21 protein-coding genes are annotated in these 25,543 nt (G+C 71.8%); 15 read left to right on the plus strand and 6 right to left on the minus strand.

Features of this window, described 5'->3' with window-relative positions:
• Nucleotide 1: 1 nt before the first annotated feature.
• The gene (locus ACIBK5_RS25485; protein WP_399022774.1) at nucleotides 2–1,795 is read right to left on the minus strand and encodes an FAD-binding dehydrogenase; all 1,794 of its coding nucleotides are present in this window, start codon (nucleotides 1,793–1,795) and stop codon (nucleotides 2–4) included.
• Between the two features lie 206 nt (nucleotides 1,796–2,001).
• Here ACIBK5_RS25485 and ACIBK5_RS25490 point away from each other — a divergent pair, with 206 nt between their 5' ends.
• Nucleotides 2,002–2,658, plus strand: coding sequence for a maleylpyruvate isomerase N-terminal domain-containing protein (locus ACIBK5_RS25490; RefSeq protein ID WP_399022775.1), 657 nt, complete (start codon nucleotides 2,002–2,004; stop codon nucleotides 2,656–2,658).
• A 30-nt stretch (nucleotides 2,659–2,688) separates the two neighbouring features.
• Here the strand turns inward: ACIBK5_RS25490 and ACIBK5_RS25495 are convergent, their stop codons facing one another.
• Both ACIBK5_RS25495 and ACIBK5_RS25500 read right to left on the minus strand, forming a co-directional pair.
• Nucleotides 2,689–4,149, minus strand: coding sequence for a glycoside hydrolase family 43 protein (locus tag ACIBK5_RS25495; protein WP_399023069.1), 1,461 nt, complete (start codon nucleotides 4,147–4,149; stop codon nucleotides 2,689–2,691).
• A gap of 8 nt (nucleotides 4,150–4,157) precedes the next feature.
• A complete protein-coding gene (locus tag ACIBK5_RS25500) occupies nucleotides 4,158–5,975 on the minus strand; it encodes a glycoside hydrolase family 2 protein (RefSeq protein ID WP_399022777.1) in 1,818 nt (605 codons plus the stop codon).
• Nucleotides 5,976–6,148: 173 nt separating this feature from the next.
• Between ACIBK5_RS25500 and ACIBK5_RS25505 the strand changes: the two genes are divergently transcribed.
• From ACIBK5_RS25505 to ACIBK5_RS25540, 8 genes are all read left to right on the plus strand, one after another.
• Nucleotides 6,149–7,162, plus strand: coding sequence for a LacI family DNA-binding transcriptional regulator (locus tag ACIBK5_RS25505; RefSeq protein WP_399022779.1), 1,014 nt, complete (start codon nucleotides 6,149–6,151; stop codon nucleotides 7,160–7,162).
• A 95-nt stretch (nucleotides 7,163–7,257) separates the two neighbouring features.
• Nucleotides 7,258–8,061: an alpha/beta fold hydrolase gene (locus tag ACIBK5_RS25510; protein ID WP_399022781.1), complete on the plus strand. Its 804-nt coding sequence runs from the start codon at nucleotides 7,258–7,260 to the stop codon at nucleotides 8,059–8,061.
• Nucleotides 8,061–9,383 (plus strand): PP2C family protein-serine/threonine phosphatase, encoded by a 1,323-nt coding sequence (locus tag ACIBK5_RS25515; RefSeq protein ID WP_399022783.1) that lies wholly within the window; start codon nucleotides 8,061–8,063, stop codon nucleotides 9,381–9,383. Before ACIBK5_RS25510 ends, ACIBK5_RS25515 begins: the two co-directional genes overlap by 1 nt.
• Entirely contained in the window at nucleotides 9,380–9,712 is a 333-nt protein-coding gene (locus tag ACIBK5_RS25520; protein WP_399022785.1) for an STAS domain-containing protein, read from the plus strand. Before ACIBK5_RS25515 ends, ACIBK5_RS25520 begins: the two co-directional genes overlap by 4 nt.
• A gap of 146 nt (nucleotides 9,713–9,858) precedes the next feature.
• Complete coding sequence (locus ACIBK5_RS25525) at nucleotides 9,859–10,506, plus strand: dihydrofolate reductase family protein (RefSeq protein WP_399022787.1); 648 nt, start codon at nucleotides 9,859–9,861, stop codon at nucleotides 10,504–10,506.
• 79 nt (nucleotides 10,507–10,585) lie between these two features.
• Nucleotides 10,586–11,476, plus strand: a complete 891-nt coding sequence (locus tag ACIBK5_RS25530) for an FCD domain-containing protein (protein ID WP_399022789.1) — start codon at nucleotides 10,586–10,588, stop codon at nucleotides 11,474–11,476.
• A 157-nt stretch (nucleotides 11,477–11,633) separates the two neighbouring features.
• Nucleotides 11,634–14,285, plus strand: coding sequence for an aconitate hydratase AcnA (gene acnA / locus ACIBK5_RS25535; RefSeq protein ID WP_399022792.1), 2,652 nt, complete (start codon nucleotides 11,634–11,636; stop codon nucleotides 14,283–14,285).
• Between the two features lie 205 nt (nucleotides 14,286–14,490).
• A complete protein-coding gene (locus ACIBK5_RS25540; RefSeq protein ID WP_399022794.1) occupies nucleotides 14,491–16,305 on the plus strand; it encodes an ABC transporter ATP-binding protein in 1,815 nt (604 codons plus the stop codon).
• A 122-nt stretch (nucleotides 16,306–16,427) separates the two neighbouring features.
• On the opposite strand, the gene ACIBK5_RS25545 is transcribed toward ACIBK5_RS25540, so the two are convergent.
• Nucleotides 16,428–16,928: an arginase family protein gene (locus ACIBK5_RS25545; RefSeq protein ID WP_399023071.1), complete on the minus strand. Its 501-nt coding sequence runs from the start codon at nucleotides 16,926–16,928 to the stop codon at nucleotides 16,428–16,430.
• An 89-nt stretch (nucleotides 16,929–17,017) separates the two neighbouring features.
• Between ACIBK5_RS25545 and ACIBK5_RS25550 the strand changes: the two genes are divergently transcribed.
• Nucleotides 17,018–17,179, plus strand: a complete 162-nt coding sequence (locus ACIBK5_RS25550; protein WP_399023076.1) for a hypothetical protein — start codon at nucleotides 17,018–17,020, stop codon at nucleotides 17,177–17,179.
• Between the two features lie 26 nt (nucleotides 17,180–17,205).
• Here ACIBK5_RS25550 and ACIBK5_RS25555 read toward each other — a convergent pair whose 3' ends face one another.
• A complete protein-coding gene (locus ACIBK5_RS25555; protein ID WP_399022796.1) occupies nucleotides 17,206–18,102 on the minus strand; it encodes a helix-turn-helix transcriptional regulator in 897 nt (298 codons plus the stop codon).
• Nucleotides 18,103–18,297: 195 nt separating this feature from the next.
• Here ACIBK5_RS25555 and ACIBK5_RS25560 point away from each other — a divergent pair, with 195 nt between their 5' ends.
• Both ACIBK5_RS25560 and ACIBK5_RS25565 read left to right on the plus strand, forming a co-directional pair.
• Nucleotides 18,298–19,503: a Cmx/CmrA family chloramphenicol efflux MFS transporter gene (locus ACIBK5_RS25560; protein WP_399022798.1), complete on the plus strand. Its 1,206-nt coding sequence runs from the start codon at nucleotides 18,298–18,300 to the stop codon at nucleotides 19,501–19,503.
• Between the two features lie 49 nt (nucleotides 19,504–19,552).
• Nucleotides 19,553–20,524, plus strand: a complete 972-nt coding sequence (locus ACIBK5_RS25565) for a zinc-binding alcohol dehydrogenase family protein (protein WP_399022800.1) — start codon at nucleotides 19,553–19,555, stop codon at nucleotides 20,522–20,524.
• Between the two features lie 60 nt (nucleotides 20,525–20,584).
• Here ACIBK5_RS25565 and ACIBK5_RS25570 read toward each other — a convergent pair whose 3' ends face one another.
• Complete coding sequence (locus ACIBK5_RS25570; protein WP_399022801.1) at nucleotides 20,585–21,292, minus strand: TetR/AcrR family transcriptional regulator; 708 nt, start codon at nucleotides 21,290–21,292, stop codon at nucleotides 20,585–20,587.
• A 148-nt stretch (nucleotides 21,293–21,440) separates the two neighbouring features.
• On the opposite strand from ACIBK5_RS25570, the gene ACIBK5_RS25575 reads away from it, so the two are divergent.
• The 3 genes from ACIBK5_RS25575 to ACIBK5_RS25585 all read left to right on the plus strand — a co-directional run bounded on the left by ACIBK5_RS25575 (nucleotide 21,441) and on the right by ACIBK5_RS25585 (nucleotide 25,452).
• Complete coding sequence (locus ACIBK5_RS25575; protein ID WP_399022803.1) at nucleotides 21,441–22,937, plus strand: APC family permease; 1,497 nt, start codon at nucleotides 21,441–21,443, stop codon at nucleotides 22,935–22,937.
• A 25-nt stretch (nucleotides 22,938–22,962) separates the two neighbouring features.
• On the plus strand, nucleotides 22,963–24,624 hold the full coding sequence (locus tag ACIBK5_RS25580) for an amidohydrolase (protein ID WP_399022806.1): 1,662 nt from the start codon (nucleotides 22,963–22,965) through the stop codon (nucleotides 24,622–24,624).
• Between the two features lie 72 nt (nucleotides 24,625–24,696).
• Nucleotides 24,697–25,452: a hypothetical protein gene (locus tag ACIBK5_RS25585; RefSeq protein ID WP_399022808.1), complete on the plus strand. Its 756-nt coding sequence runs from the start codon at nucleotides 24,697–24,699 to the stop codon at nucleotides 25,450–25,452.
• The last annotated feature ends 91 nt before the right edge of the window (nucleotides 25,453–25,543 follow it).

The following is a 25,543-nucleotide window of genomic DNA, read 5'->3' on the forward strand; positions in this document are numbered from 1 at the left end:
GTCAGGTCGCCGTCGCGGCCGCCGCCGCCCGGCCCGCCGCGCGGCCCGAGAACAGGCAGCCGCCCAGGAAGGTGCCTTCGAGGGAGCGGTAGCCGTGGACGCCGCCGCCGCCGAAGCCGGCGACCTCGCCGGCCGCGTACAGCCCGGTGATCGGCTTGCCGGAGGCGTTCAGGACGCGGCCGGAGAGGTCGGTCTGGAGGCCGCCCAGTGTCTTGCGGGTGAGGATGTTGAGGCGTACGGCGATCAGCGGTCCTGCGGACGTGTCCAGGATCCGGTGGGCGGAGGCGGTGCGGCTGAGGGTGTCGCCGGGGTAGGCGAGGGCGTTGCGGATGCCCATGACCTGGGCGTCCTTGGTGTACGGGTTGGCGATCTCGCGGTCGCGGGCCTCGATCTGCCGTTGCAGGCGGGCCAGGTCGATGAGGTCGTCCCCCGTCAGTTTGTTCATGCCTGCGACCAGTTCGGGCAGGGTCTTGGCGACGACGAAGTCCTCGCCCTTCTCCTTGAACCGCTCGATCGGCTCGGGGGTCTGCCAGATGCGCGACAGCAGCTTCCAGACGTTCTTCTCGGTGAGGTCCGGGTTCTGCTCGGAGCCGGAGAGCGCGAACTCCTTGGCGATGATCTTCTGGGTCGTGACGAACCAGGAGTAGTCGTAGCCGGTGTCGGTGATCGACTTGAGCGTGTGGAGGGTGTCGTAGCCCGGGATGTCGGGGCTGGAGAAGCGCTTGCCCGTGGCGTCGAACCACATGGAGGACGGGCCTGGCAGGATGCGGATGCCGTGGTCGGGCCAGATCGGGTCGTAGTTCTTCAGGCCCTCGGTGTAGTGCCACATGCGGTCGGGGTTGACGATCCGTCCGCCCGCCTTCTCGGTGATCGCGAGCATCCGCCCGTCCACGTGCGCGGGCACTCCCGTGATCATGGACTTCGGGGGTGTGCCGAGGCGCGCGGGCCAGTTCTGCCGGACGAGGTCGTGGTTGGCGCCGATGCCGCCCGAGGTGACGATCACGACGGGGGCGTTCAGTTCGAAGTCGCCGACGACCTTGCGGGAGCTGGGCTTGCCGCGTGCCGCGCTGCTGGGCTCCAGGACCTTTCCGCGTACACCGGTGACGGCACCGTTCGTGACGACGAGGTCGTCCACGCGGTGGCGGAACCTGAAGGTCACCTTGCCGTCGTCGACGGCCGCGCGCACCTTCTTCTCGAAGGGCTCGACCACGGCGGGCCCGGTGCCCCAGGTGACATGGAAGCGGGGTACGGAGTTACCGTGCCCGTCCGCGAGTCCGCCGCCGCGCTCGGCCCAGCCGACGATCGGGAACCACTGCATGCCGAGCCCCGCGAGCCAGGAGTGCTTCTCCCCCGAGGCGAAGTCCACGTACGCCTCGGCCCATTTGTGGGCCCAGTGGTCCTGGCCCGACGGGTCGGTGATGCCACGGTCGAAGCCGGCCGTGCCCAGCCAGTCCTGCCAGGCCAGTTCCCGCGAGTCCTTGATGCCCATGAGCCGCTGCTCGGGGGAATCGACGAAGAACAGCCCGCCGAAGGACCAGAAGGCCTGCCCGCCCAGACTGGCCTCCGGCTCCTGGTCGAGCAGCAGCACCTTGCGCCCGGCGGCGGCCAGTTCGGCGGTGGCGACGAGTCCGGCGAGGCCGTGACCGACGACGATGGCGTCCGCGTCCGACGATCCGGCGCCTGCCGCGAAGGCCGGGAACGCCGACTGCGCGAGCGCGGCACCGGCGAGCACACCGCCCGCCACGGTCAGGGCACGGCGGCGGGTGAACGCGGCGGGTTCTGACGGGTGTTCCATGGGCCGCCTTCCGGAGGAGGTGCGCAGGGGTCGGGAGAGGCCCCTGTGGCAACCAGGGGTGTTACCGACGGTAGCCCAGGAGTTCTCAAGGCCGCCAGAGTCCTGCGCCGATGAACTCAAGGGCTCGGTTCGGGAGTTGGCACAAGGGCGTACCGACCGCCCGAAAGCGTTTGTCCGCCCACGACGCACCCCACTACGGTGCCGAGGTGGATCTCTTCTCACGTTCCTGGACGGCATTGCGCGCGGCGGTCGCGGACCTGGCCGACGAGGACTTCGCCCGGCCGTCCGGCTGTACGGGCTGGCTGGTGCGGGACCTGGTGTGCCATCTCGTCATCGACGCCCAGGACGTCCTGATCACCCTCGCCACCCCCTCCGACCGGGAACCGACCCGTGACGCGGTGACCTACTGGGAGCTCGCCGACACGCCACCGACCGGTGACGACCCGCTCGACGCGCTGACCGTCCGGCTCGCGGCCGCGTACGAGGATCCTCGACTGCTCACGTTCCACCTGGACGACGTCGGTTCCGCCGCAGGCCGCGCCGCCCGGCTCGCCGACCCCGCCGGCCGGGTCGGCACCCGCGACGAGGTCCTCACCGTGGCGGACTACCTCTCGGCGTATGTCCTGGAGTGGACGCTGCACCACCTCGACCTGATCGCGCACCTCCCGGACGCGGAGCAGCCTCCGGCGGAGGGGCTCACCCGCTCCCGTGAACTGCTGGAGCGGATCGCGGGCAGCGCGTTCCCCGCGTCGTTCCACGACCGGGACGCGCTGCTGGTGGGCACCGGGAGACGGGCACCCACGGAGGCGGAGCGGGCCGAACTCGGCGAGCCGGCCTCGAAACTCCCGCTCTACCTGGGCTGACCCGCCTCCCCGGCCCTCCGCGGCCGTTCGTCAGTTCGTGTACACCTCCGCACGGTCCACGCTCACGAACGCGCCCCGGGACTGGGCGTTGTGTTCCCCGGTGACCCGGATCCGCAGGGCGTGCCGCCCGTACGGCAGCTTGGGGCTGACGTACTGCAGCTTCTCGCCGGTGCGGATCGCGCCATGGAAGTCGACGCGCTGTTCGGCTCCGCCGTCGACGCTGATCCCGGCGATGCCGTTGCCGGTGTCGCGGACGGACAGCAGGGCGATACGGGTCCCGGTGAAGGTGAAGGTGGCCGTGTTGCCGGCCCGGTCACTCCAGTGGTCGTCGCCCCAGAAGCACTGGGTGGCGCAGCCGGTGCCGGAGTTCCAGTCGCCCGCGTAGGCCACGCTTCCGGCGCCGCTGGAGCGGCCGTCGTCGTTGATCCAGTACGTGCCGGACCCGGGGTCGCCCGAGGGCAGGTCCTGGGTGGCGCCGAGGGCGAGCGGCCGGCCGAGGTCCGGGCTGCCGTCCGCGTTCCAGGTGATCTTCTGGGCGCGGGTGGTGCGGTCCGTGTAGGTGTTCGTCGAGGTCGTCTTGGCGTGGTAGACGATCCAGTCCTCGGTGCCGTCGGGCGAGCGGAAGAAGGCATGGTGGCCGGGGCCGTAGACGCCTCGGTCGTCGGCGCGGGAGAAGACCGGCCCGGAGTGCTGCTTCCAGTTGCCGGGCACGAGCGGGTCGGCGCCGTCGCGCAGGGACATCATCCAGACCTGGTAGTCCGGCTTGCCGGTGTCGCAGGTCGAGTACGTCATCCAGGTACGGCCGTTGCGGTGGAGGAACTCCGGCCCTTCGCGCACCTCGGGGCAGCCGCCGGCGGCGTCGAGGGGGACGGCGTCACCGGAGACGGTCCAGGGGTTGGACATCGGGGCGATGTTGAGGCCGTTGTGCTGGTACTGGTTGAGCCCGGCGTAGGCCAGGTAGAGGCGGCCGTCGTGCCGGAACACGCCGGGGTCGATCGCGTACTTGTCGGCGTGGTTGGGCGGGGTGAGCCTCGCCTTGAAGCGGTACGGGCCCGCCGGGTCGTCGCGCTCGGACTCCAGGACGTACAGCCGGTGGTGTTCGTCGACCCCGTCGTCGGCCGTGTAGTAGAGGTACCAGCGGTCGCCGAAGCGGTAGAACTCCGGCGCCCAGATGTTGCGGTTGCGGGAGCCGTCGGTGTCCTTCCACACGGTCACCGGGTCCGAGGTGAGCAGTGTGCTCAGCGAGGGCGAGCGCCACATGCGGATGCTGTCGCCCTGGGTGGTGGTGAGGTGGTAGTTGCCCTTCCAGTACGAGACGTAGGGGTCGGGGCCGGGATTGAGAGGGTTGCGGAAGGTGCCCGCGGCGGCGGCCTTCGTCCCCTCGGCGCCGCCGGCCGCCGACGGGACGGCGGTGAGTCCGAGCAGCAGGGCCAGGAGGACGGCGAACAGTGAAGCTCGGGATCGTAAGCGCATGAGCGGTTCTCCTTGCATCGTTGTCATCACCGACGACGCGGGGCGGCCTCGAAAGCGGCCGGGCGGGTCTGGGCGTCGCGCAGGAGCGTGGTGTCGACCTTCTCGGAGCGGTCGAAGCGGTAGACGCCGTTGCGTTCCTGGAAGACGTCGGTGAGCTGGGTGTAGCAGTAGCCGAACATGTCCGGGTCGTCGAGCAGTACGCCGGTCAGGCCGGTGAAGCGGGCCACGAACTCCTCGGCGCTGCCCGGCCGTTGTCCGTAGCCCCATGAGGAGTCCTGGTCGTCGCCCGCCGAGCCGGCCGCCGCCTCCGGGTCCCACCAGATGCCGCCGAACTCGCTGCAGAAGTAGGGCTGTCCACGGTAGGGCACCGACCAGGTCCGTCCGTCCGGCGCCCGGTTGACGTGCGGCCGGTCCTGCGCCAGCCCGTCCATCGTCGTGGCGAAGACGTCGGGGTCCTGCTCGTAGCAGTGGGAGTCGTACACATCGGTCTCCGGCACCCGGTGGGCGTAGCCGGAGGCGTCGATCACCGGGCGGGTGGGGTCGGCCTGCTTGGTGGCCAGGAACATCGCCCGGGTGACGTCGTCGAGCCGGGTGATGCGGTCGTGCAGCGGCTGGTACGTCTCGTTCAGCGGGCACCAGCCGACGATCGAGGGGTGGGAGTGGTCGCGCTCCAGGGCCTCCAGCCACTGGGTGACGTAGGAGGCGTCGGGGCGCTGGTTGTCGTCGCGCACGCCGGTCTCGCAGCCCCAGTCGCCGAACTCGCCCCAGACCAGGTAGCCGAGCCGGTCGGCGTGGTGGAGGTAGCGCTCCTCGAAGACCTTCTGGTGCAGACGGGCGCCGTTGAAGCCCGCGCGCAGGCCCAGTTCGATGTCCCGGACGAGGTCGGCGTCGGTCGGGGCGGTCATCAGGCCGTCCGGGTAGTAGCCCTGGTCGAGGACGAGCCGCTGGAAGACGGGCTCGCCGTTCAGCAGCAGCCGCTTGCCGTGGACGGCGACCGAGCGCAGGCCGGCGTAGGAGCGCGCCGTGTCGACGACCGTGCCGGACGCGTCGAGGACCTCCAGGGTCAGGTCGTACAGGTGCGGGTCCCGGGGTGACCAGACGCGCAGCCGGCCGGTGGGCACGGGCAGGACGAGCCGAGGGCACAGGTCGAGGTCGGCGCGCGCCTCGGCGGTGGCGAGGTCCCCGTGGCCGTCGGCGAGCGTGGCACGGACGCGGTGGCCGGGCGCGTTGGCGGAGAGCGGGAGTTCCAGGAAGAAGGAGCCGGAGGCGAGGTCGGGCGTGATGCGGGGTCTGCGGAGGGCGACGGTGCGCGGGACCGGCTCCAGCCACACGGTCTGCCAGATTCCGGTCGTCCGGGTGTAGTGGCAGTGGGAGTTGGCGTACCAGTTCGCCTGCTTGCCGCGCGCCTGGACGCCGTGACGGCTGTCCCGGGCCCGGACGACGATGGTCAGTTCCCCACCGGGGACGGCGACTTCGCCGAGGTCGGCGGTGAACGGTGTGAAGCCGCCGCGGTGCCGGGCGACCTCACGGCCGCCGGCCCAGACGGTGGTGTCGTGGTCCACGGCCCCGAAGTGCAGCAGCACCCGGGCACCGGCCCACTCCGCGGGTACGGTCACGGTCCGCCGGTACCAGACCGCTTCCATGAAGTCCGTGTCCCCGACGCCGGAGAGCTCCGACTCGGGGCAGAACGGGACGACGATCGTGCCGGTGAGTTCGCGCGCCGCCAGTCCGCGTTCCAGGCCGGTGTCCGACCGGTCGATCTCGAACTGCCACGTGCCGTTGAGGTTCAGCCAGGCGTCCCGGACGAACTGTGGCCTCGGATGTTCGGGGCGGGGCACGGCCATGGGGCTCCTCGTGTCGCGTGTGCCGGGTGTCTCTGGTGCCGGGTGTCTCTGGTGCCGGGTGTCTCTGGTGCCGGTCGGTGCCCATGGCACCATGGGTTTACATCGATGTAAACCCGTCGGACGGCGCCTGGGCGCGGTGGGTACGATCTCGGCAGTCGGAAGGACGGGACAGCGTGGCGGCCAGACCCAGGATCAAGGACGTGGCGGAGTACGCCGGCGTCTCCCCCAAGACCGTCTCCAACGTGATCAACAACTTCGAGCATGTGTCGGAGCGGACCCGTGCCGCCGTCCAGGAGGCCATCGAGGCCCTGGGCTACCGCGTCAACATCGCCGGGCGGCAACTGCGCCAGGGCCGCACCGGCATGATCACCCTGGCGGTCCCGGAGCTGGACGTCGCCTACTTCGCCGAGCTGGCCAAGCACGTCATGGCCGAGGCGGACCGGCGCGGGCACACCGTCCTGCTGCACCAGACCGGGGCGGTGCGCGAACGGGAACTGGCGGCGCTGCACGGCTTCGACGCGCAGTTCTCCGACGGCGTCATCCTGAGTCCGCTCTCCCTGCAGCCGCGTGATCTCGCCGTCCGCGACCGGCGCCTGCCCGTGGTCCTGCTCGGCGAGCGCTCCGCCGAGGGCGGCACCGACCATGTCGGCATCGACAACGTGCGCGCGGCGCGCGAGGCCACCGAGCATCTCCTGTCCCGGGGCCGCCGGCGCATCGCGGTGGTCGGCGGTGCCCTGCACGGCCGCCAGGGCACCGACCGGCTGCGCACCGACGGCTACCGCGAGGCCCTCGAAGCGGCGGGCCTGCCCTTCGAGCCCGGCCTGGTGGTGCGGGTGGACGCCTATCACTGGCAGGACGGCGCGCGGGCCGCCGCCGCGCTGATGGAGAGCGGCCCCCGTCCGGACGCGCTGCTGTGCCTCAACGACCATCTCGCCCTGGGCGCACTGCGGGCCCTGCACGAGCTGGGCCGCTCCGTGCCGGGCGATCTCGACGTGGCCGGTTTCGACGACATCGAGGCGTCCCGTTTCAGCGTCCCCACCCTCACGACCGTCGCCCCGGACAAGCAGGAGATCGCCCGGGCCGCCGTCGCCCAGCTGCTGGCCCGGATCGACGCCCCGGACACCGCGCCGCCCGGCGACCATGTGGCCGGGCACCGGCTCGTCGTGCGGGAGAGCTCGGGCGGCTGAGCTGCGACGGAGCGGCCTTCCTCGCCCCGCGGTGCCGACCCTCCGCTGCCCGGCCCGCCGACGAACCGCGCCGGCCGAGGTGGGAGCATGGCCGCATGGACGTCCGCCGCAGGAACAATGTGAACGTCATCGGCCGCGACGACGCGCCGGTGCTGGTCCTGGCACATGGCTTCGGCTGCGACCAGAACATGTGGCGCCTGGTGGTGCCGGTTCTGGCGGAGCGGTACCGGGTGGTGCTCTTCGACTACGTGGGTTCCGGCGGGTCGGACCTGTCGGCCTGGAGCGAGGAGCGGTACTCCTCGCTGCACGGCTACGCGGCCGATGTCGTCGACGTCTGCGCGGAGGTGGACCTCCGTCAGGCGGTGTTCGTGGGGCACTCGGTCAGCGCCATGGTCGGGGTGCTGGCGGCGCGGGCCGCGCCGGAGCGGATCGCGGCGCTGGTGATGGTGACGCCCTCGCCCCGCTACCTCGACGACGAGGGATACCGCGGCGGGTTCAGCACCGAGGACATCGACGAGCTGCTGGACTCCCTGGAGGCGAACTACCTGGGCTGGTCGTCCGCGATGGCCCCGGTGATCATGGGCAACCCGGAGCGTCCGGAGCTGGGCCAGGAACTGACGAACAGCTTCTGCGCCACCGACCCCGACATCGCGCGTGTCTTCGCCCGTACGACCTTCCTGACCGACAGCCGCGAGGACCTCAAGGGCGTGTCCGTGCCGACCCTCGTGCTGGAGTGCGAGCAGGACGCCATCGCGCCCCGTGAGGTCGGCGCCTATGTGCACACGACGATTCCCTCCTCCCGCCTGGTCACCCTCGACGCCACCGGGCACTGCCCGCAGCTGAGCGCCCCGGAGGCCACCGCCGCGGAGATCCTCGGCTTCCTGGAGTCCCTGAAGTGATGTGCCGTGCGAACGGCGCGCCGGAGCCTGCCGGGACCGGAGACGAGGCGGGCACGGACGCGGCGTTCACCGCGCTGCTGGAGGACAGCGCGGAGGATCTGTACGAGTCGGCGCCGTGCGGTTACCTGTCCACGATGATGGACGGCACCATAGCCAAGATCAACACCACATTGCTGGACTGGCTGGGCCTGGAACGCGAGGCCGTGGTGGGCCGCAAGCGCTTCGCGGAGCTGCTCACCATCGGCGGGAAGCTGTACCACGAGACGCACTTCGCGCCCCTGCTGCGTATGCAGGGCGAGCTGCGCGGTATCGCCCTGGACCTGAGGCGCCAGGGCGGCGGCCGGCTTCCGGTGCTGGTCTCGGCCGTGGTCAAGTACGGCACCGGGGGCGAACCCCTGCTGATCCGGGTCACCGTCTTCGACGCCTCCGACCGCCGCTCCTACGAAGCGGAGCTCCTGCGCCGGCGCAAGGAAGCCGAGCGGGCCCACGCCGAGGCGGACGAGGCCCGGCGGCAGGCCGAGTCCGACCGGGCGCGGCTGGCCGACGCGCTGGCCGTGCTGCAGCGGTCCCTGGTGCCGGACTCGCTGCCCGCCGTACCGGGTCTCGAGACTGCCGTCCACTACCACACGGCCTCCCCGGACCAGCTCGGCGGCGACTTCTACGACCTGTTCCCCGTCGCCGGCGACCGGTGGGCGTTCTTCCTCGGCGACGTGTGCGGCAAGGGCCCCGAGGCCGCCTCCCTCACCTCGCTGACCCGCTACACCCTCCGGGCGGCGGCCCACCACGACCCGGAGCCGGCGACGGCCTTGGCCACCCTGAACGCCGTACTGCACGAGCGGTACACGGCCGACGGCGATCCCCGTTACTGCACCTGCGTCTTCGGGATCGTCGAGCCCGGCGGGGACCATGGCCCCACCGTCGTGCGCCTCGCCTCCGGCGGTCACCCGCCTGCGCTCGTCCTGCGGTCCGACGGCCGCGCCGAGTTCCTGCCCACCCCCGGCGGCCTGCTCGTCGGTGTGCTGCCCGACGCACCGATCGGCACCGCGGAGACCGTCCTGGCCGCCGGCGACACCATCGTGCTGTACACGGACGGTCTCACCGAGGCCCGCACCGGCCCCGGCCGCGACGACCTGTACGGCGAGGGCGCCCTGCGCGCCTTCGGCGCCGACCTCGCTCCCGCCGCCCCGGGCGAGGTGATCACCGCACTCACCGGACTGCTGGACAGCTTCGGCGAAGGGCTCGACGACGACACCGCCCTGCTCGCCCTCGGCGTCCCGGCCGACTCTTCCCCCGTCCGCCCCGCGACGAGTTTCCCCACATGAAGACGCTGACCATCCACCACCGCGACGCCGAGACCGGACCCGTTCTGCACGTGGCCGGCGACCTGGACCACGCCCGGGCCCCCGAACTGCGCGGCCAGGTCGGCCGGCTTCCGCTGACACCGGGGCAGTGCCTGGTCCTCGACCTCTCCGGCCTCGAGTTCTGCGACTCCTCCGGCATCACCGCCCTGCTTGCCGCCCGCCAGCACGCCCTGGCCGCCGATGCCGGCATCGTCCTGGCCGGCGTACCGGCGAACCTGCTGCGTGTCCTCACACTCGTGGGCCTCGACCAGGTCTTCACCCTGCGCCCGGACAGCGGCCCCATGTCGTGATCCGCCGGCGTTCGTCCGCGCCGCGATCAGGGAGTGACCGGGCACGTGCGGCCGACGCGTGCCGCTCCGGCACTGCGGTGGCCGCCGGGATCTGGAAAGAATGGGCGTGGGACGTCTCGAGAAGCACAGGACAGGAGTCGCCGGCCATGTCACTCGCTCGCGTGCACAACTTCTCCATCTCGCTCGACGGCTTCGGCACCGGTGAGGGACTGAGCCGTGACGCGCCGTTCGGTCATGCCGGCGAAAGGCTGCACGAGTGGATGTTCGCCACCCGGTTCTGGCACGAGATGATCCGCCGGCCCGGCGGGACCGGCGGCCTCGACGATGCCTTCGCCCGGCGCCACGGGCCCGGGATCGGCGCCGAGATCATGGGCGCGGGGAAGTTCGGTTACCCCGGATGGCACAACGACCCGGAGTGGAAGGGCTGGTGGGGCCCGAACCCGCCGTTCCACACGCCCACTTTCGTCCTCACCCGTCACACGCGCCCGCCGATCGAGATGGAGGGCGGCACGACGTTCCACTTCCTCGACACCTCGCCCGCCGAGGCGCTCGAGACGGCCCGCGAGGCGGCGGGCGGCCAGGACGTACGCATCGGCGGGGGCCCCACCGTGGTCCGCGACTTCCTCGCCGCCGGGCTCATCGACCACCTGCACCTCACGGTGGTCCCGATCCTGCTCGGCCGCGGCGTACGCCTCTGGGACGGGCTGGAGGGCGTCGAGAAGGACTACGAGGTCGAGGCCACCTCCTCGCCCTGCGGAGTCACGCATGTGACGTTCACCCGTACGGCCCCCTGAGTTTCCGGCAGGCGGCCCCCTGCGACCGGGTTCATAGGATGAGGCGTTCCGTCCGACCACGCACGAAGCGCAGGGGCTGATGTCACGGCCGAACCTGACCACCGCCATGGCCACCCGACTGGTGGACCTGTTCCGTCGCAGTGGGCTGACCGAAGGCGCGCACGTCACCGAGCAATGGGCGGCGGACGCGCTGGAGGTCTCGCGCACCCCGGTGCGCAAGGCGATGCTCTTCCTCACCGAGGTCGGCATCCTCGACCGCGTCCCCAACCGCGGCTTCTTCCTCACGCGGGACGCGAGCGCGCTGGCGCGGCCCGACCTCGGTGACGGCGAGGACGTGGAGCAGAAGGCGTACTTCGAGATCGCCGACGACCACGTGGGCGGGCGCTTCACCGGCTCATTCACCTCGGCCGACATCAGCCGCCGCTACGGGCTGACCTCGCGTCAGGCCGACCGTGTGCTCTCCCGTATGGAGGCCGAGGACCTGGTGCGGCGCAAGGCGGGTGGCCGGGGCTGGGAGTTCCAGCACGTCATGGCCACCGCCGAGGCACACGACCAGAGCTACCGGTTCCGGATGATCGTCGAACCGGCCGCGCTGCTGGAGCCCGGTTTCGCCGTGGACGCGGAGGCCTTCGGCCGGCACCGGCAGCAGCAGGAGGCCCTGCTGCACGGGGACGTCCTGCTGCTGCCGCGGGCTGAGCTCTTCCAGGTCAACGCGACGTTCCACGAGATGCTCGTGGGGTGTTCCGGGAACCCGTTCCTGCTGGATGCCGTGCGGCGCCAGAACCGGCTGCGGCGGCTGATCGAGTACCGGCACCAGGTCGACCGGACGCGGCTGGCCGGGCAGGCCCGGGAGCATCTGCGGCTGCTGGATCTGGTGGAGGGCGGGGACCTGGAGGAGGCGTCGGTCTTCCTGCATCAGCATCTGGACAAGGTGCGGTCGGTGAAGACCGGGGTCGTCGACGAGGCCTAGCTTCGGTCGGCCGTTTGCCGTCCGCGGGTCCGAGGTGGCCGGTCGCGCGGTTCCCCGCGCCCCTTCGGGGCGGCACCATCGAGCAAGTTGTATCAATGCGCGCCTTGAGACAATATTGAGGGCGGTCACCGTCGCACCGAGAGACTCGGAGTCAGGCTTGAGTTCCGATCGCACCAGCCCTGCCGTGCTCACCGTCGACGGCCGTGCCTACCGCTACCGGCCGCTGGACCGGCTGCTGCCGCCGGCGGAGCTGCGGACACTGCCGTACGCGGTGCGGGTTCTGCTGGAGAACGTCGACCGGTGCGCTCCGGACGCCCTGGCGGCTGTGGTCACTCGGGCGCGGGCCGGGCAGGGCACCTGTGAGGTGCCGGTGCGTCCGAACCGCATCATGCTGCACGACACCACGTGTCTGCCGGCCCTGGCCGACTTCGCCGCGATGCGCGACAGCGTCGCCGAGCTGGGCGGGGACCCCGGCCGTCTGCAACCGTCCGTTCCGGTCGACCTGACGGTGGACCACTCCGTCATCGTCGAGGAGTACGGCCGCCCGGACGCCGTGGAGCGGAACCTGCTGATCGACTTCCGCCGCAACGGCGAGCGGTACGCGATGGTGAAATGGGCCGAGCGCAGCGTGGACCACTTCCGGGTCGTCCCGCCCGGCACCGGCATCATCCACCAGGTCAACATGGAGGCGCTGGCCCGGGTGGTGTGGGTGGCGGAGGCTCAGGACGGCGACGGGCCCTGGCTGCATCCGGACATGCTGGTCGCCACCGACAGCCACACCCCGATGATCAACGCGCTGGGGGTCGTCGGCTGGGGCGTCGGCGGTCTGGAGGGCCAGGCGGCCATGCTGGGCGAGCCCGTCACCATCCAGTATCCGGAGGTGGTCGGCGTCCGGCTGACGGGACGGCTGGGCCCGGGCGTCGGCGCGACCGACCTGGCCCTGACGCTGACCGAACTGCTGCGCGCCGAGGGCGTGGTGAACAAGTTCGTCGAGTTCTGCGGCGACGGGGTCACGGCCCTGGGCTGGGCGGAACGGGCCGCCGTCTCCAACATGGCCCCCGAGTACGGGGCTACCTGCGTCTTCTTCCCCTACGACGACGAGACCGCCGCCTACCTCCGGCTCAGCGGCCGGGACGAGGAGCACGTCCGGCTCGTCGACGCCTATCTCACCGCGCAGGGCCTCAAGCGCACCGGCGACCTCCCCGAGCCCCGCTACGACCAGGTGATCGACCTCGACCTCGGCACGGTCGAACCCAGCCTCGCGGGGCCGCACCTGCCCCATCAGCGGCTGCCGCTGTCCGCCGTACCGGATTCCTTCCGCGGCCACGGGCGTGGCACGGGCGCGGAAGGCGATCCCGATGCCGGTGCGTTCGGTGAGCCGCTGCCGGACGGCCCCGTGGCCATCGCCGCCATCACCAGCTGCACCAACACGGCCAATCCCACCCTGATGGTGCAGGCGGGTCTTCTCGCCGAGCGGGCGGTGGCGGCCGGGCTGACCGCCAAGCCCTGGGTGAAGACCTCCCTCTCCCCCGGCTCACGGGTCGTCGAGGAGTACCTGCGGGCGGCCGGACTGCTGCCCGCGCTGGAGAAGACCGGCTTCCACATCGTCGGCTTCGGCTGTATGACCTGTATCGGCAACTCCGGTCCGCTGCACCCGGCGATGGAGGAGCGGGCCGCCGCCGGCACCGTGGAACCCGTCGCCGTCCTGTCCGGCAACCGCAACTTCACCGGCCGGGTCAACCCGCTGATCTCCCTGTCGTACCTGGCCTCCCCGCCCCTGGTCGTCGCCTACGCCCTGGCGGGCTCGGTCCTGCACGACTTCGACCGCACGCCCCTGGGCACCGCCCCCGACGGAAGTCCCGTCCACCTCAAGGACCTGTGGCCCTCCGAGGAGGAAGTGGCCGCGCGGGTCAGGGAGTCCGTACGCCCGGAGATGTTCCGCGCCAACGCCGCCCGCATCCGGCAGGGCACCCCGGCCTGGCAGGAGATCGACGCGCCCGGCGGCACCCGCTTCCCCTGGAACCCGGCGTCCACCTACATCCGCCGCCCCCCGCATCTGACGGACCTGTCCCCGCAGCCCCCCGCCCGGCTGCGGCTCGACCGGGCCAGGGTGCTGCTGCACCTCGGGGACGATGTCACCACCGACCACATCTCCCCGGCCGGCGCGATTCCCGCCGCGGGCGCGGCGGGTCACTGGCTGGCGGACCGCTCGGTCGCCCGCCGCGACCTCAACCAGTACTCCACGCGCCGCAGCAACCACGAGGTCATGCTGCGGGGCGCCTTCACCAACGCCGCCGTCACCAACCGGCTCCTCGCCGAGCAGCCGGCCCCCGGCGGTCACGCGCGCACCGCCGACGGCTCCCGGGTCCTGCCCGTGTACGAGGCGGCGGCCACCTACCGCGACGCCGGCCACGACCTGGTCGTCGTCGCGGGCCGCAACTACGGCGCCGGCTCCAGCCGTGACTGGGCGGCGAAGGCGCAGGCGCTGCTCGGGGTGCGGGCGGTCGTGGCCGAGTCGTACGAACGCATCCACCGCTCCAACCTGATCGGCATGGGCGTCCTGCCCCTGGAGTTCGCCGAGGGCGACAGCAGTGCGGGCCTCTCCTTCACCGGTGCGGAGGACCTGTCCTTCGATGGGCTCGACGACCTGTCCGTGGGCACCAACCGGATCACGCTGAGGATTCGGCGGAAGCAGGGGCCGGACACCACGGCCGTCCTGCGGCTGCGGATCTTCTCCCGCCAGGAGCTGACCTACCTCCGCCACGGCGGCATCCTGCCGTACGTCGTCCGCCGTACGCTCACCCCTTGAACCGACCGAGTCAGGTTCACGCCCCGTCCGCCACGCCCCTTGGCGCTCCCCCGCGCACCACCGCCCGGCCGGAAAAGGCTTGGACGCCGCGGTCGTCGTCGCGGGACACTGCCGGACTCGACCGAAATCCACACATTCGCCGCGGCGATGGCCCCTGCCCGCGTCAGCGCGTGGCGGGCTGCCATCAGGACGACACAGGGGTGGGATGGAAACGTCTGGTTCTCGCAGGGTTCAGCCGGGCAAGCGCTCGGTGTTACTCGCACTTCGCTACTACGGACGGGAGTTGGCCCGGCTGCGCCGGCTGACGGTACCCGCGATGCTGCTCATGGCGCTGGGCAACATCGGAATCAACTACGTGGCGCCGCTGATCGTCGCCAAGCTCGTCGGCGACCTCGCCGGCGACAAGGACGTCACGGTCGACTCGGCGCTGCCGTACGTTCTCGGCTTCGCCGGTGTCCTGCTGCTCGCGGAGGCACTGTGGCGCGTCGCCCTGCACTGCCTCAACCGCCTCGACGCCCTCGGCATCGAGCATCTGTACGTGCTCGGGATGGACGAGCTGTTCGCCAAGGACGCCGCGTTCTTCCACGACAACTTCGCCGGTTCGCTGACCAAGCGGGTCCTCAGCTTCGCCTCGCGTTTCGAGCAGTTCGTGGACACGGTGACGTTCCAGGTCGTGGGGAGCTTCGTGCCGCTGGCGTTCGGCGCGGTGGTGCTGTGGCGCTACGAACCGCTGCTCGTCGTCGGTCTGCTGGTGACGATCGCGCTGACGGCGGTGCTGGTCGCGCCGCTCATCCGGCGCCGCCAGCGGATCGTCGACCAGCGTGAGGAGGCGATCGCCCGGGTCTCCGGCCATGTCGCCGACAGCCTGATGAACATGGACACCGTACGGGCGTTCGCCGCGGAGAAGAGCGAGGCTGCCGAGCACCGCTCCCGGGTCGCGGTGTCGCGCCGGCTCACCGTGCGGTCGTGGGACTACGGCAACCTGCGCATCGACACACTGGTCGCGCCGATGTCCGTACTCACCAACGCGATGGGCCTGCTGCTCGCGGTCACGCTCGCCGGGGGAGCGCACGGCGTGGAGGCGATCGTGGTCGCCTTCGCCTATTACGGCAACGCGACCCGCATCATGTTCGAGTTCAACCAGATATACCGCCGGCTGGAGAGTTCGATGACGGAGGCCGCGCAGTTCACCGAACTGCTGCTGACACCGCCCACCGTACTCGACCCGGCGTCGCCGGAGCCGCTGTGCTCCCGGGCGGCCGACGTCCGCTTCGAGAAGGTCACTTTCGCACACCGTGGCGGTCGACCACTGTTCGACGGGCTGGACCTGGCCGTGCCGAGCGGGGCGAAGCTCGGCCTGGTCGGCCGGTCCGGCGGCGGCAAGACCTCGCTCACCCGGCTGCTGTTGCGGATGACCGACATCGACGCCGGACGCATCCTGATCGGCGGTCAGGACATCAGCCGGCTGCGTCAGGCCGATCTGCGCAGCCGGATCGCCTATGTGCCGCAGGACCCGGCGATGTTCCACCGCACCCTGCGGGACAACATCGCCTTCGCCCGGCCGGACGCCACCGACGCCGAGATCCGCCGGGCGGCCGAGGCGGCCCATGTCACCGAGTTCGCCGACGCGCTGCCGGACGGCTTCGACACCATGGTGGGCGAGCGCGGCATCAAGCTGTCCGGGGGTCAGCGCCAGCGGGTCGCCCTCGCCCGGGCGATCCTGCGGGACGCGCCGATCCTGCTGCTCGACGAGGCGACCAGCGCCCTGGACTCGGAGAGCGAGCTGCTCGTCCAGGAGGCGCTGTGGCGGCTCATGGAGGGGCGGACGGCGCTCGTGGTGGCGCACCGGCTGAGCACGGTCGCCACCATGGACCAGCTCGTCGTCCTCGACCGGGGCCGGATCGTCGAGCAGGGCAGCCACCAGGAGTTGCTCGCGGTCGACGGGGCCTACGCGAAGCTGTGGCAGCACCAGTCGGGCGGCTTCCTGGACGACGGCCCGGGGCGGGCCGAGGTGGTGTGAGAGCGGGCGGCGCGATGTCCGTCTCCCGTTGCGGGAACGGGCACCGCGCCGCCCTTCCGGCGTTGGCGGGCATCGTGGCGCCGTCGGAGTCCGGCTGAGAGGACGGCCGATCGCGACGGCTCTCACCTGCCGTGCAGCAGGGGGAAGCCGTTCAGGATCCGCTGGAGGTGCATGACCTGACGGGGGATGAACTCGGCGATCGTGAGGCCGACGACGTCCGCGGCCCGGTCGATGTCGGCGACGACGCGCCGCACCTCACCGCCGGTGAGCCCACCGGGTACGCATCCGAGTCCGAGGCCGATCTCGTCGCTGTCGACGGTGTCGACGTCGAAGTGGACGGCGACGCGTGAACAGTCGGTGGCCGAGAGCCAGTCGAGGACCGGACGGGTCGACGCGCGGAGTTCGTCCGGGCCGAACGACGTGATCCCCCACTCCTCGACGTTGGGGAAGTCGTCGTCGGTCCACTCGTGCAGGCCGACGAGGGCGACGCGGTCCGGGGAGACGGTCGCCGGCAGCAGCTTCTGGACGTCGGGGTCGCCATGGCCCGTGAGGACGGCGACGGCCATCGCGTGGTAGCCGTGGTACTCGCTGTCCGGTGTGCCGGTGTCGGGGTGCGAGTCGATCCAGACACGGCCGCCTTGGCCTCGACGCCGTCGCGTTCCGCGAGGCCCTCGTCGGTCATGGTGACCGGGACGGTCGCGGTGGGGCCGTCGTGCGGCGCCAGAACCGCTTCGAGGGCCGCGGTGCCGACCGCGTAGCCGCGCCGGGCGATCCCGAGCGGGAACTCGAGGGCGAGTTCCCCGACGACGGCCGCACCGGCGCCCTGCCACTGGGGCCGGACGAGACGCAGGTGATCGCCGGTGCGGCGGTGTGAGGCGTCGGCGGGGGTGGTGGCGTGGCTCATGGGTCTCCTGTCCGGGAGGCGGGTGACGTGCCGTCGCTGCGCTGGGCGTCGGGGGCGCTCCAGCTGGCGAGGAGGGCGAGGGTCTGGGCGGAGGCGGAGCCCGGTTCGGCGGTGTAGACGCACATGGTCTGGCCCGTATCGGCGGGGAAGGCCAGGGTCTCGTGGTGCAGGGTGAACTCGCCGACCACGGGGTGCTGGAAGTGCTGTGTGCCGTGGACGCACTGGGCCACTCGGTGGCTGTCCCACCAGGAGCCGAACTCCGGCATCTTGACGACGGCTTCGCCGATGAGTTCGTTGAGCCGGGCGTCGTCGGGGTGGCGCCCTGCTGCCAGGCGCAGATCGGCCACGACGATCTGCGCGACCTGGTCCCAGTTGATGTACAGCTCGCGGGCGGTGGGGGCGAGGAGGACGTAGCGGGCGAAGTTGCGTTCCCGGTACGGCAGCGCGTCCCAGTCCGTGATCAGGGCGCGGGCCAGCTGGTTGGCGGCCAGCACGTCCTGGCGGTGGTTGGCCACGAAGGCCGGTGAGACGCCGTTGAGGAGGTCCAGCATCTGATGGACCTCGGGGCGCACGCGCTGCACGCGCTCCGGACGGCGGCGCCGGGTGCGGGTGGTGGAGGGCCTGGCGAGGTCGAAGAGATGGCCGCGTTCGTCGTCGTCCAGACGCAGGGCACGGGCGACGGCGTCCAGCACGGCCTCGGAGACGTTGGGGTGGCGGCCCTGCTCGAGGCGGGTGTAGTAGTCCGTGCTCACACCGGCCAGGTGCGCGACCTCCTCACGGCGCAGCCCCGGCACCCTGCGGACGCCATGGCCCGGAGGCAGGCCCGCGTCGTCCGGGCTCAGCCGCGCCCGGCTGCTGCGCAGGAAGTCTCCCAGTTCGGCGTTCTGCTCCATCCCTCCAGTATTCGCTCGGCGCGGGCCGCTCGCCCCGTTCAGGGTGGCCCAGCTGGACCCAGGCTCGGCTGGGCCAGTTCCGCGGTCCGGCCGGGCCTGCTGGACCGTGAGCCTGGAAAGGCAGGCCGGTCCCGGAGGACCGGGCCCACCCTCGTCTCGGACTGTCCTCACGGTCCTTATGGAGTTCGCCCCACCATGCCTTTCATCGTCTACATCCTCGGGTTCGGCACGTTCGCGCAGGGCACCTCGGAGTTCATGCTCTCCGGGCTGCTGCCCTCCGTCGCCGACGATCTGGACGTCCCGCTGTCCGAGGCGGGGCTGCTGGTCTCGGCGTTCGCCGTCGGCATGATCGTCGGAGCGCCACTGCTGGCGCTGGCCACTCTCGGGCTGCCCCGCCGCGCCGCGCTGGCCGGTTTCCAGACCGTGTTCGTCGCCGGGCACGTGGCCGCCGCGCTCGTGCCGCACTTCGCGTTCCAGCTGGTCATGCGGGCGGTCACAGGCATGGCGTACGCCGGGTTCTGGGCGCTGGCCTCCGTCGCGGCGGTCTCTCTCGTCGCCGCGGACCGGCGCGGCAGGGCGATGTCCGTGGTCGTGTCCGGGCTGAGCCTGTCCATGATCATCGGTGTTCCGGGCGGCACGCTGCTCGCCCAGCACACCGGTTGGCAGGCCGCGTTCTGGGCCGTTGCCGTGCTGACCGCGCTGTCCGGGATCGCGCTGCTGCTCGGCCTGCCCGGCGGTCACGACGCCGGGACTCCGCGTCCGGGGCTGCGTAGAGAGCTGCGCTCCCTGGCCGTGCCGCTCCTGTGGGTCGCCTACGCCACCACCGCGCTGACCGTCTCCGCCACCATCGCCGTCTTCTCCTACCTCGGTGCCCTCCTGCAGGACGTCACGGGCGTCTCGGAGGGGTTCGTGCCGGTGGTGCTCGGGCTGTACGGGGTGGGGGCGCTGGCCGGTCTGACCGTGGGCGGTCGCAGGGCCGACCGGGCGCCGTTCGGGGTCCTGCTGACCGGCATGGGCACCGTCGCGATCGTGGCCGCGGGCATCGCGCTGAGCGCGGACAACGCCTCGGTGGTGATCCCGCTCGTGGTGCTCCTCGCCGCCGGTGGCTTCGTGACCAACCCGGCGGTGAACGCCCGGGTGTTCGGGGTCCTGGGCGAGACCAGGACGCTGGGCGGCGCGGTGAACATCGCCGCGTTCAACGTCGGCATCGCCGTCGCTCCCTGGGTGTCCGGCCTGGTCATCGACGCGGGCCCGGGCCTGGCCGGTATCGGCTGGGTCGGCGCGGCCTTCGCCCTGACGGCTGTCGCGAGCACCCTGCTGGACCGGCTCCTCACCCGCCACGACCAAGGCACGACGACGACGGTTCCCGACGCCGCCGAGCCCACCACTGCCGCCCGGTGAGCGACCACTGCTCATCGGACATCCGCACACAACTCTCTGGAGATTCATCATGAAGGCGATCGTGACGCGGCGATTCGGCAACCCGCCTCAGATGGGCGTGGAGGAACGCCCGAAGCCGGTTCCACGCGAGGGCTGCACGCTCGTCAGGCTGCGCGCCGCGACGATCAACCAGCTCTCCAACACGGTTCGGACAGGCGAGTTCGGCTTCCCGAAGGCCCCGCTCGTCCTGGGCAACGAGGGCGCGGGGACCGTCGAGGAGAGCGGTCGCTTCCCCGCCGGCACCCGGGTGGCCGTCTACGGCCATTCCGATCTCGGCGTCACCGTGGACGGGCTCTTCCAGGAGTGGGCCCTGGTCAGGGACGACCGTCTGCTTCAGCTGCCCGACACCCTCGACTGGGCGGAGGGATCGGCCCTGACGGTCAACTACCTGACCGCCTATCTGGCCCTCACCAAGGCCGCGGGGGTCCGGAACGGGCAGACGGCTCTGGTGTCCGGGGCGACGGGCGGAGTGGGCCACGCCGTGATGCAGACGGCCCGGGCGCTCGGGGCGCGGCCCATCGCCCTGGTCTCGACGGCGCGGAAGGCCCGCCGGGCAGCCGAGGCCGGTGCGCCGGCGGTCATCGACTCCTCCTCGCGGCATCTCGGCGAGGCCGTCGCCGAACTCACCGACGGCCGGGGCGTCGACATCGCCCTGGACCCCGTGGGCGGCCCGCGCCTCGGTGAACTGATCCGCTCCGTTCGCCGGCACGGCACGATCGTCTCCCTCGGCTTCACCGGCGGCAGGCAGGCCACGGTCGAGATCATGGATCTCCTCGCCGGCGAACGCGTCGTCACCGGCTACGGCGTGCACGGCGACTCCGACGAGGAGATCGCCAAGGGCCTCGACGGAATCGGCCGCCTGGCAGCCGAGGGACACCTGCGGCCCGTCATCGACAGCAGGTACGCCCTCTCCGACTTCGAGGCCGGCTACGCGCGTCTCGCCTCACGGAAAGCCGTGGGCTCCATCGCGCTGGAGCTGTGAGGCGCCGGGAGACGTCCGCCCGGCCGAGCCCCCACGACAGCGGATGCCGGACATCGCGGGTCAGCGGTGGGAACGCCGTCGCTCCGGGGCCCGGGCCGTCAGGGCCTCCAGGAGGAGGTCCACCGCCTGTGCGAAGGAGCTGTCCGCCATTCCGGGCAGCTCGGTGCGGACCGCGGTGAGGGACGGATAGGTCTCCGGGTCCAGGTCCTGGTAGACGTCCCGCCATGCCCGGTGGTCGGCGTCTCGCTGTTGCCGCGGGAGGGCGTGGAACGCGGCCTCCGTGGCGGCGTGGCTGAGCACGGTGTCGATGAAGGCCAGGTAGAGCCGGGCGGCGTCGGCCGGTGGGAAGCCCGCGTTCAGCAGGAGGCCGATCCCCGTGTCCACGGCGTGGATCTCGTTCCGGCGCCGGGTGACCCGGTGTGCGGCCATGGCGGCCGCCCGGGGGTGGGCGAGGTATCCCGCACGGACCCTCGTCGCCATCTCGCGCAGCGAGGCCACCCAGTCCTCTCCGGGTACGAAGCCGGCCATCGCGTCGCCGATGATCCGGTCGGCGATGGCGAGCACCAGGTCGTCGGTGCCGTGGAAGTAGCGGTACAGGGCGGTCGGGTCGCAGCCCAGCGCCGCGCCGAGGCGGCGCACGCTCAGCGCCTCGGGGCCGTGCTCCCCGATCAGGCGCAGCGCGGTCTCCACGATCACGTCCTCCGACAGCAGGACGCCCGAACGGGTCGGCCGCCGGCGCCGACGCTCCTGCGGGACACGAGTGGACATGACCGGGGCTCCTCTCGCCGTGCGACTGTGCACCGCAGTGAACGACCCCGGGCCGCCTTACGTCAACAGGGTTGACCGAATATGGACGCCGGTTGTTCCATCACAGTCCCGCGCGGCTCTTCCCACCCTGTCCCCCGAGGAGCCCTTCATGTCGTCCGCACCTCCGCCGGCACGTCCCGCGCTGCGCCGTTCCCTCGGCGTGGTCGACGGCGTCGCCATCGCCGCGTCCAGCACCGCGGCCACCACCAGCATCGCCATCGGCATGGGCACGATCGCGACGGTCGTGGGCCTCCAGGCCCCGGCGCTGCTGCTCCTGGCGTTCCTGCCGGTGCTCGGCATCGCCACCGCCTACGCCCGGCTCAACCGTTCGGAACCCAACTGCGGCAACGGCTACACCTGGGTCGGCAGAACCCTCGGCCCCTGGCCCGGTTTCCTGACCGGCTGGGTGACGCTGGTCGGCTCGGTCATCTTCTGCGCCTACACGAGCGCGATCATGGGCTCGGTCGTCCTGCTCTTCGCCAACAAGGCCGGTCTGAGCAGCCTCGCCGGCATCGCCCTCGATCCGACGTCCACCGGTGTCTGTACAGCGGTCGGCCTGGTGATCCTGCTCGCCCTCACGGCCCTGGCCGTCACCGGTGTCCGGGGCGCGACCCGGTTCCAGTTCGCCCTGCTGGTCTTCGAGTACGCGGTGCTGCTGGGCTTCTGCGGCTGGGCCCTGCTCACCGGCGACCACGCCTTCTCCCTCTCCTGGTTCAACCCCTTCGAGATCTCCAGCGGCACCAGCTTCGCCCAGGGCATGGTCCTCGCGGTGTTCTTCTTCTGGGGCTGGGACGCGGCCTTCAGCGTCACCGAGGAGACCAAACGACCGGGCGACTCGGCCCGCGGCGGTCTCATCGCGCTCTTCGCCATGCTCGGTCTGTTCCTCTTCGCCTCGGTCGCCTTCCAGCGGGAGATGAGCCTGGCCGAACTCGTCCGCAACGGGCCCCAGGCCCTCCCCTACCTCGGGGCGAAACTGGCCGCCGAGCCCTGGGCCGCCCTGCCCCTGGTCGCGCTGATGTTCTCCGCCGTCGCCTCCGTGCAGGCCACCCTGATTCCCACGGCACGCGGACTGCTCGCCATGGGCCGCGACCGCACGATGGGGCCGCTGTGGACCCGGATCCACCCGCGGTACGGCACACCCGCCGTCGGGACGGCCGTCGTGATGTCCGTCGCCGCCGTGATCGCCCTGGCCGCCTTCGCGATCCCCAAGCTGAGCGACATGCTGCTGGCCGCCGTCAACGCCATCGGCCTGATCGTCGCCCTCTACTACGGCCTCACCGCGCTCGCCTGCGCCGTGCGCTTCCGCTCGGCGCGTCATGACGGACCGCGCGAGGCACTGCTCGCCGTCGGTGTGCCCGCCGTGGCCGGGCTGGCGCTGCTGGGCCTCGGCGGCTACCTCGGATACTCGTACCTGACCATGAGCGACCACTTCGAACTGAGCCCGGACAACGGCTGGTTCATGTTCTCGCTGCCCGCCGTGATCGTGCTGGCCGGGCTGGGCATGGCGGCCGTGGCCAAGTACGTCCGGCGCTCGCCGTACTTCACGACGGGGCACGGCACGGACGCCGATGCCCTCACCCTCCCGATGGACCGCACGGCGGTCTGAACCCACCCCCATGGAGTTCACCCTCATGTCGCACCCCCACGCCACGGGACCGGCCGACCTCGTCTTCACGGGCGGCCCCGTGCACACCGTCGATCCCGCCCGCAGCCGCGCCACCGCCGTGGCCGTGCGCGGCGGGCGGATCGCCGCCGTCGGTCACGACGAGGTGCGCGAGCTGATCGGGCCGCGCACCGAGGTCGTCGACCTCGCCGGGAAACTGCTGCTGCCGGGCTTCCAGGACGCGCATGTCCATCCGCTGGGCGCGGGCATCGAACTCGGCCAGTGCCATCTCGGCGACACCGTCGACCCGGCCGAGTACCTGCGCAGGATCAGGGCGTACGCGCAGGAGCACCCGGACGCCGAGTGGATCACGGGTGGCGGCTGGTCCCTCGAGGCGTTCCCGGGCGGTTCCCCCACCGCCGCCGCCCTCGACGCGATCGTCCCGGACCGCCCCGTCTTCCTGCCCAACCGCGACCACCACGGCGCCTGGGTCAACAGCCGGGCGCTGGAGCGCGCGGGCATCGACGCCCGTACGCCCGACCCCGCCGACGGCCGCATCGAGCGCGACGCCGGGGGCAACCCCACCGGCATGCTCCAGGAAGGCGCGGTCCACCTGGTCGGCCGGCTGCTGCCGGACCCCACGCCCGAGGAGAAGCTCGCCGCACTGCTGCGCGCCCAGGCCGTGCTGCACTCCCACGGCGTCACGGCCTGGCAGGACGCCATCGTCGGCACGTACGCCAACATGACCGACCCGGCGCCCGTTTACCAGGCCGCCCTCGACCGGGGCCTGCTCACCGCCCGGGTCGTCGGCGCGCTGTGGTGGGACCGCGAGCGCGGCGCCGAGCAGATCGCCGAACTGGCCGCGTCCCGGGACGAGCTGAGCCGGGACCGGTTCCGCGCCGGCACGGTGAAGATCATGCAGGACGGCATCGCCGAGAACCACACCGCCGCGATGCTCGACCCGTACCTGACCGGCTGCGGCTGCTCCTCGGACAACAGCGGGATCAGCTTCGTGGAGCCGGGCGAGCTGCGGAAGTACGTCACCGAGCTGGACGCTCTCGGTTTCCAGGTCCACTTCCACGCGCTCGGCGACCGCGCGGTGCGTGAGGCGCTCGACGCGGTGGAGTCCGCCCGGGCGGCCAACGGCGTTCGCGACACGCGGCACCACCTCGCCCACCTCCAGGTCGTCCACCCCCGCGACCTGCCGCGTTTCCGCGCCCTGGGCGCGAGCGCCAACCTGCAGATGCTGTGGGCCGCGCACGAACCGCAGATGGACGAACTGACGCTGCCCTTCCTGGGCGCGGAGCGCGGCGCGTGGCAGTACCCCTTCGGTGATCTGCTGCGCGCCGGCGCGACCCTCGCCGCGGGCAGCGACTGGCCGGTCAGCAGCCCGGATCCGCTCCAGGCCATCCATGTCGCCGTCAACCGGATCTCGCCCGACGCGCCCGGGGGCACCCCGGCCTTCCTGCCGGAGCAGCGCCTCGACCTGGGTACGGCCATCGCCGCCTACACGGCGGGCAGCGCCTATGTGAACCACCTCGACGACATCACCGGCAGCATCACCGCGGGGAAGTCGGCCGACCTCGTGGTCCTCGACCGCGACCCGTTCGCGGGCCCGCCCGAGGAGATCGGCGCGACGCGGGTGCTGGAGACCTTCGTCGAGGGCCGGCGCGTCCACACCGCCGGGTAGCGGGCCTGGGCAGGGACCCGCAAGCGTGTTCCAATGCGCCTGCGGGTTCCGCGTAGAACGGGGGGACGAGTCATGGTGGAGTCGCCGGGGCGCATGGCGCTGCGGTCCGTTCTCTGGCTGCTGATCGCTGTCGTGGCTCTCGGGTTCGGGGTGGCGTCGGCCCTCCAGATCCGGGGAGCGCTGGAGCGGGAGCGGGAGTTCCGTGCCGCGCCGGCCTGCGCCTCTGCGCCGGTGCGGGCGTCGGGGTGCGTGTGGGAGCAGGAGTTCACGGTCCGGGAGGCCGACACGAACCGCGGTGAGCGGAACGCCTCCCCGGAGGCGGAGCTGGTGCTGCCGTCCGGCAGACCGTGGCAGGTGACGTTCCTGCGGGCCGATCCCGTGGTCTCCGAACTGGAGCCGGACGACAAGGTCGTCGGCCTGATCTGGCATGGGCAGGTCGTGGAGGTACGGGACGCCGAGGGGCTGCGGCAGCAGACGTCCGACGGGCCCGTGGGCTGGCCCGAGGACCGTCTGGGCGGCGCGCTGGCCTGTGTGTCGTTCGGCCTGACGGCCCTCGTGGGAGGGCTGTGGCCCCTCCTCGCCCGGGGCGACCGGCGGCATGCGAAGGCGGCCATGGTGGTGCGGTGGCACGGCGTCGGCCTGGGCGCCACCGCGATCCTGACCCTCTGGGCACAGTCGGCCAATGACTGGCCGATGTGGGCGATACCGGCGATCTGGGGACCGCTCGCGCTGATCGTCCTGGCCTCCATGACGGCCTTCGCCATCGCCGCCGTCCGCGGCGAACTGGACGACACCGCGCCGCGGGAAGCCCAACCGCAGACCGCCTGAGGCGCCGGAGCAGGTGAGGCCACGGACCACGTGAGGCCACGGACCACGTGAGGCCACGGACCACGTGAGGCCACGGATCACATGGGGCCAC

Origin of the sequence: Streptomyces sp. NPDC050546 (assembly GCF_044457425.1) — a bacterium.
Classification (GTDB): domain Bacteria; phylum Actinomycetota; class Actinomycetes; order Streptomycetales; family Streptomycetaceae; genus Streptomyces.

Excerpts from the sequence above, each read along its gene's own strand:
- ACIBK5_RS25485 (WP_399022774.1), bottom strand. The coding sequence starts at position 1,795 with ATGGAACACCCGTCAGAACCCGCCGCGTTCACCCGCCGCCGTGCCCTG.
- ACIBK5_RS25495 (WP_399023069.1), bottom strand. The coding sequence starts at position 4,149 with ATGCAAGGAGAACCGCTCATGCGCTTACGATCCCGAGCTTCACTGTTC.
- ACIBK5_RS25500 (WP_399022777.1), bottom strand. The coding sequence starts at position 5,975 with ATGGCCGTGCCCCGCCCCGAACATCCGAGGCCACAGTTCGTCCGGGAC.
- ACIBK5_RS25510 (WP_399022781.1), top strand. The coding sequence starts at position 7,258 with ATGGACGTCCGCCGCAGGAACAATGTGAACGTCATCGGCCGCGACGAC.
- ACIBK5_RS25515 (WP_399022783.1), top strand. The coding sequence starts at position 8,061 with ATGTGCCGTGCGAACGGCGCGCCGGAGCCTGCCGGGACCGGAGACGAG.
- ACIBK5_RS25520 (WP_399022785.1), top strand. The coding sequence starts at position 9,380 with ATGAAGACGCTGACCATCCACCACCGCGACGCCGAGACCGGACCCGTT.
- ACIBK5_RS25525 (WP_399022787.1), top strand. The coding sequence starts at position 9,859 with ATGTCACTCGCTCGCGTGCACAACTTCTCCATCTCGCTCGACGGCTTC.
- ACIBK5_RS25530 (WP_399022789.1), top strand. The coding sequence starts at position 10,586 with ATGTCACGGCCGAACCTGACCACCGCCATGGCCACCCGACTGGTGGAC.
- ACIBK5_RS25540 (WP_399022794.1), top strand. The coding sequence starts at position 14,491 with ATGGAAACGTCTGGTTCTCGCAGGGTTCAGCCGGGCAAGCGCTCGGTG.
- ACIBK5_RS25555 (WP_399022796.1), bottom strand. The coding sequence starts at position 18,102 with ATGGAGCAGAACGCCGAACTGGGAGACTTCCTGCGCAGCAGCCGGGCG.
- ACIBK5_RS25560 (WP_399022798.1), top strand. The coding sequence starts at position 18,298 with ATGCCTTTCATCGTCTACATCCTCGGGTTCGGCACGTTCGCGCAGGGC.
- ACIBK5_RS25565 (WP_399022800.1), top strand. The coding sequence starts at position 19,553 with ATGAAGGCGATCGTGACGCGGCGATTCGGCAACCCGCCTCAGATGGGC.
- ACIBK5_RS25570 (WP_399022801.1), bottom strand. The coding sequence starts at position 21,292 with ATGTCCACTCGTGTCCCGCAGGAGCGTCGGCGCCGGCGGCCGACCCGT.
- ACIBK5_RS25575 (WP_399022803.1), top strand. The coding sequence starts at position 21,441 with ATGTCGTCCGCACCTCCGCCGGCACGTCCCGCGCTGCGCCGTTCCCTC.
- ACIBK5_RS25580 (WP_399022806.1), top strand. The coding sequence starts at position 22,963 with ATGTCGCACCCCCACGCCACGGGACCGGCCGACCTCGTCTTCACGGGC.
- ACIBK5_RS25585 (WP_399022808.1), top strand. The coding sequence starts at position 24,697 with ATGGTGGAGTCGCCGGGGCGCATGGCGCTGCGGTCCGTTCTCTGGCTG.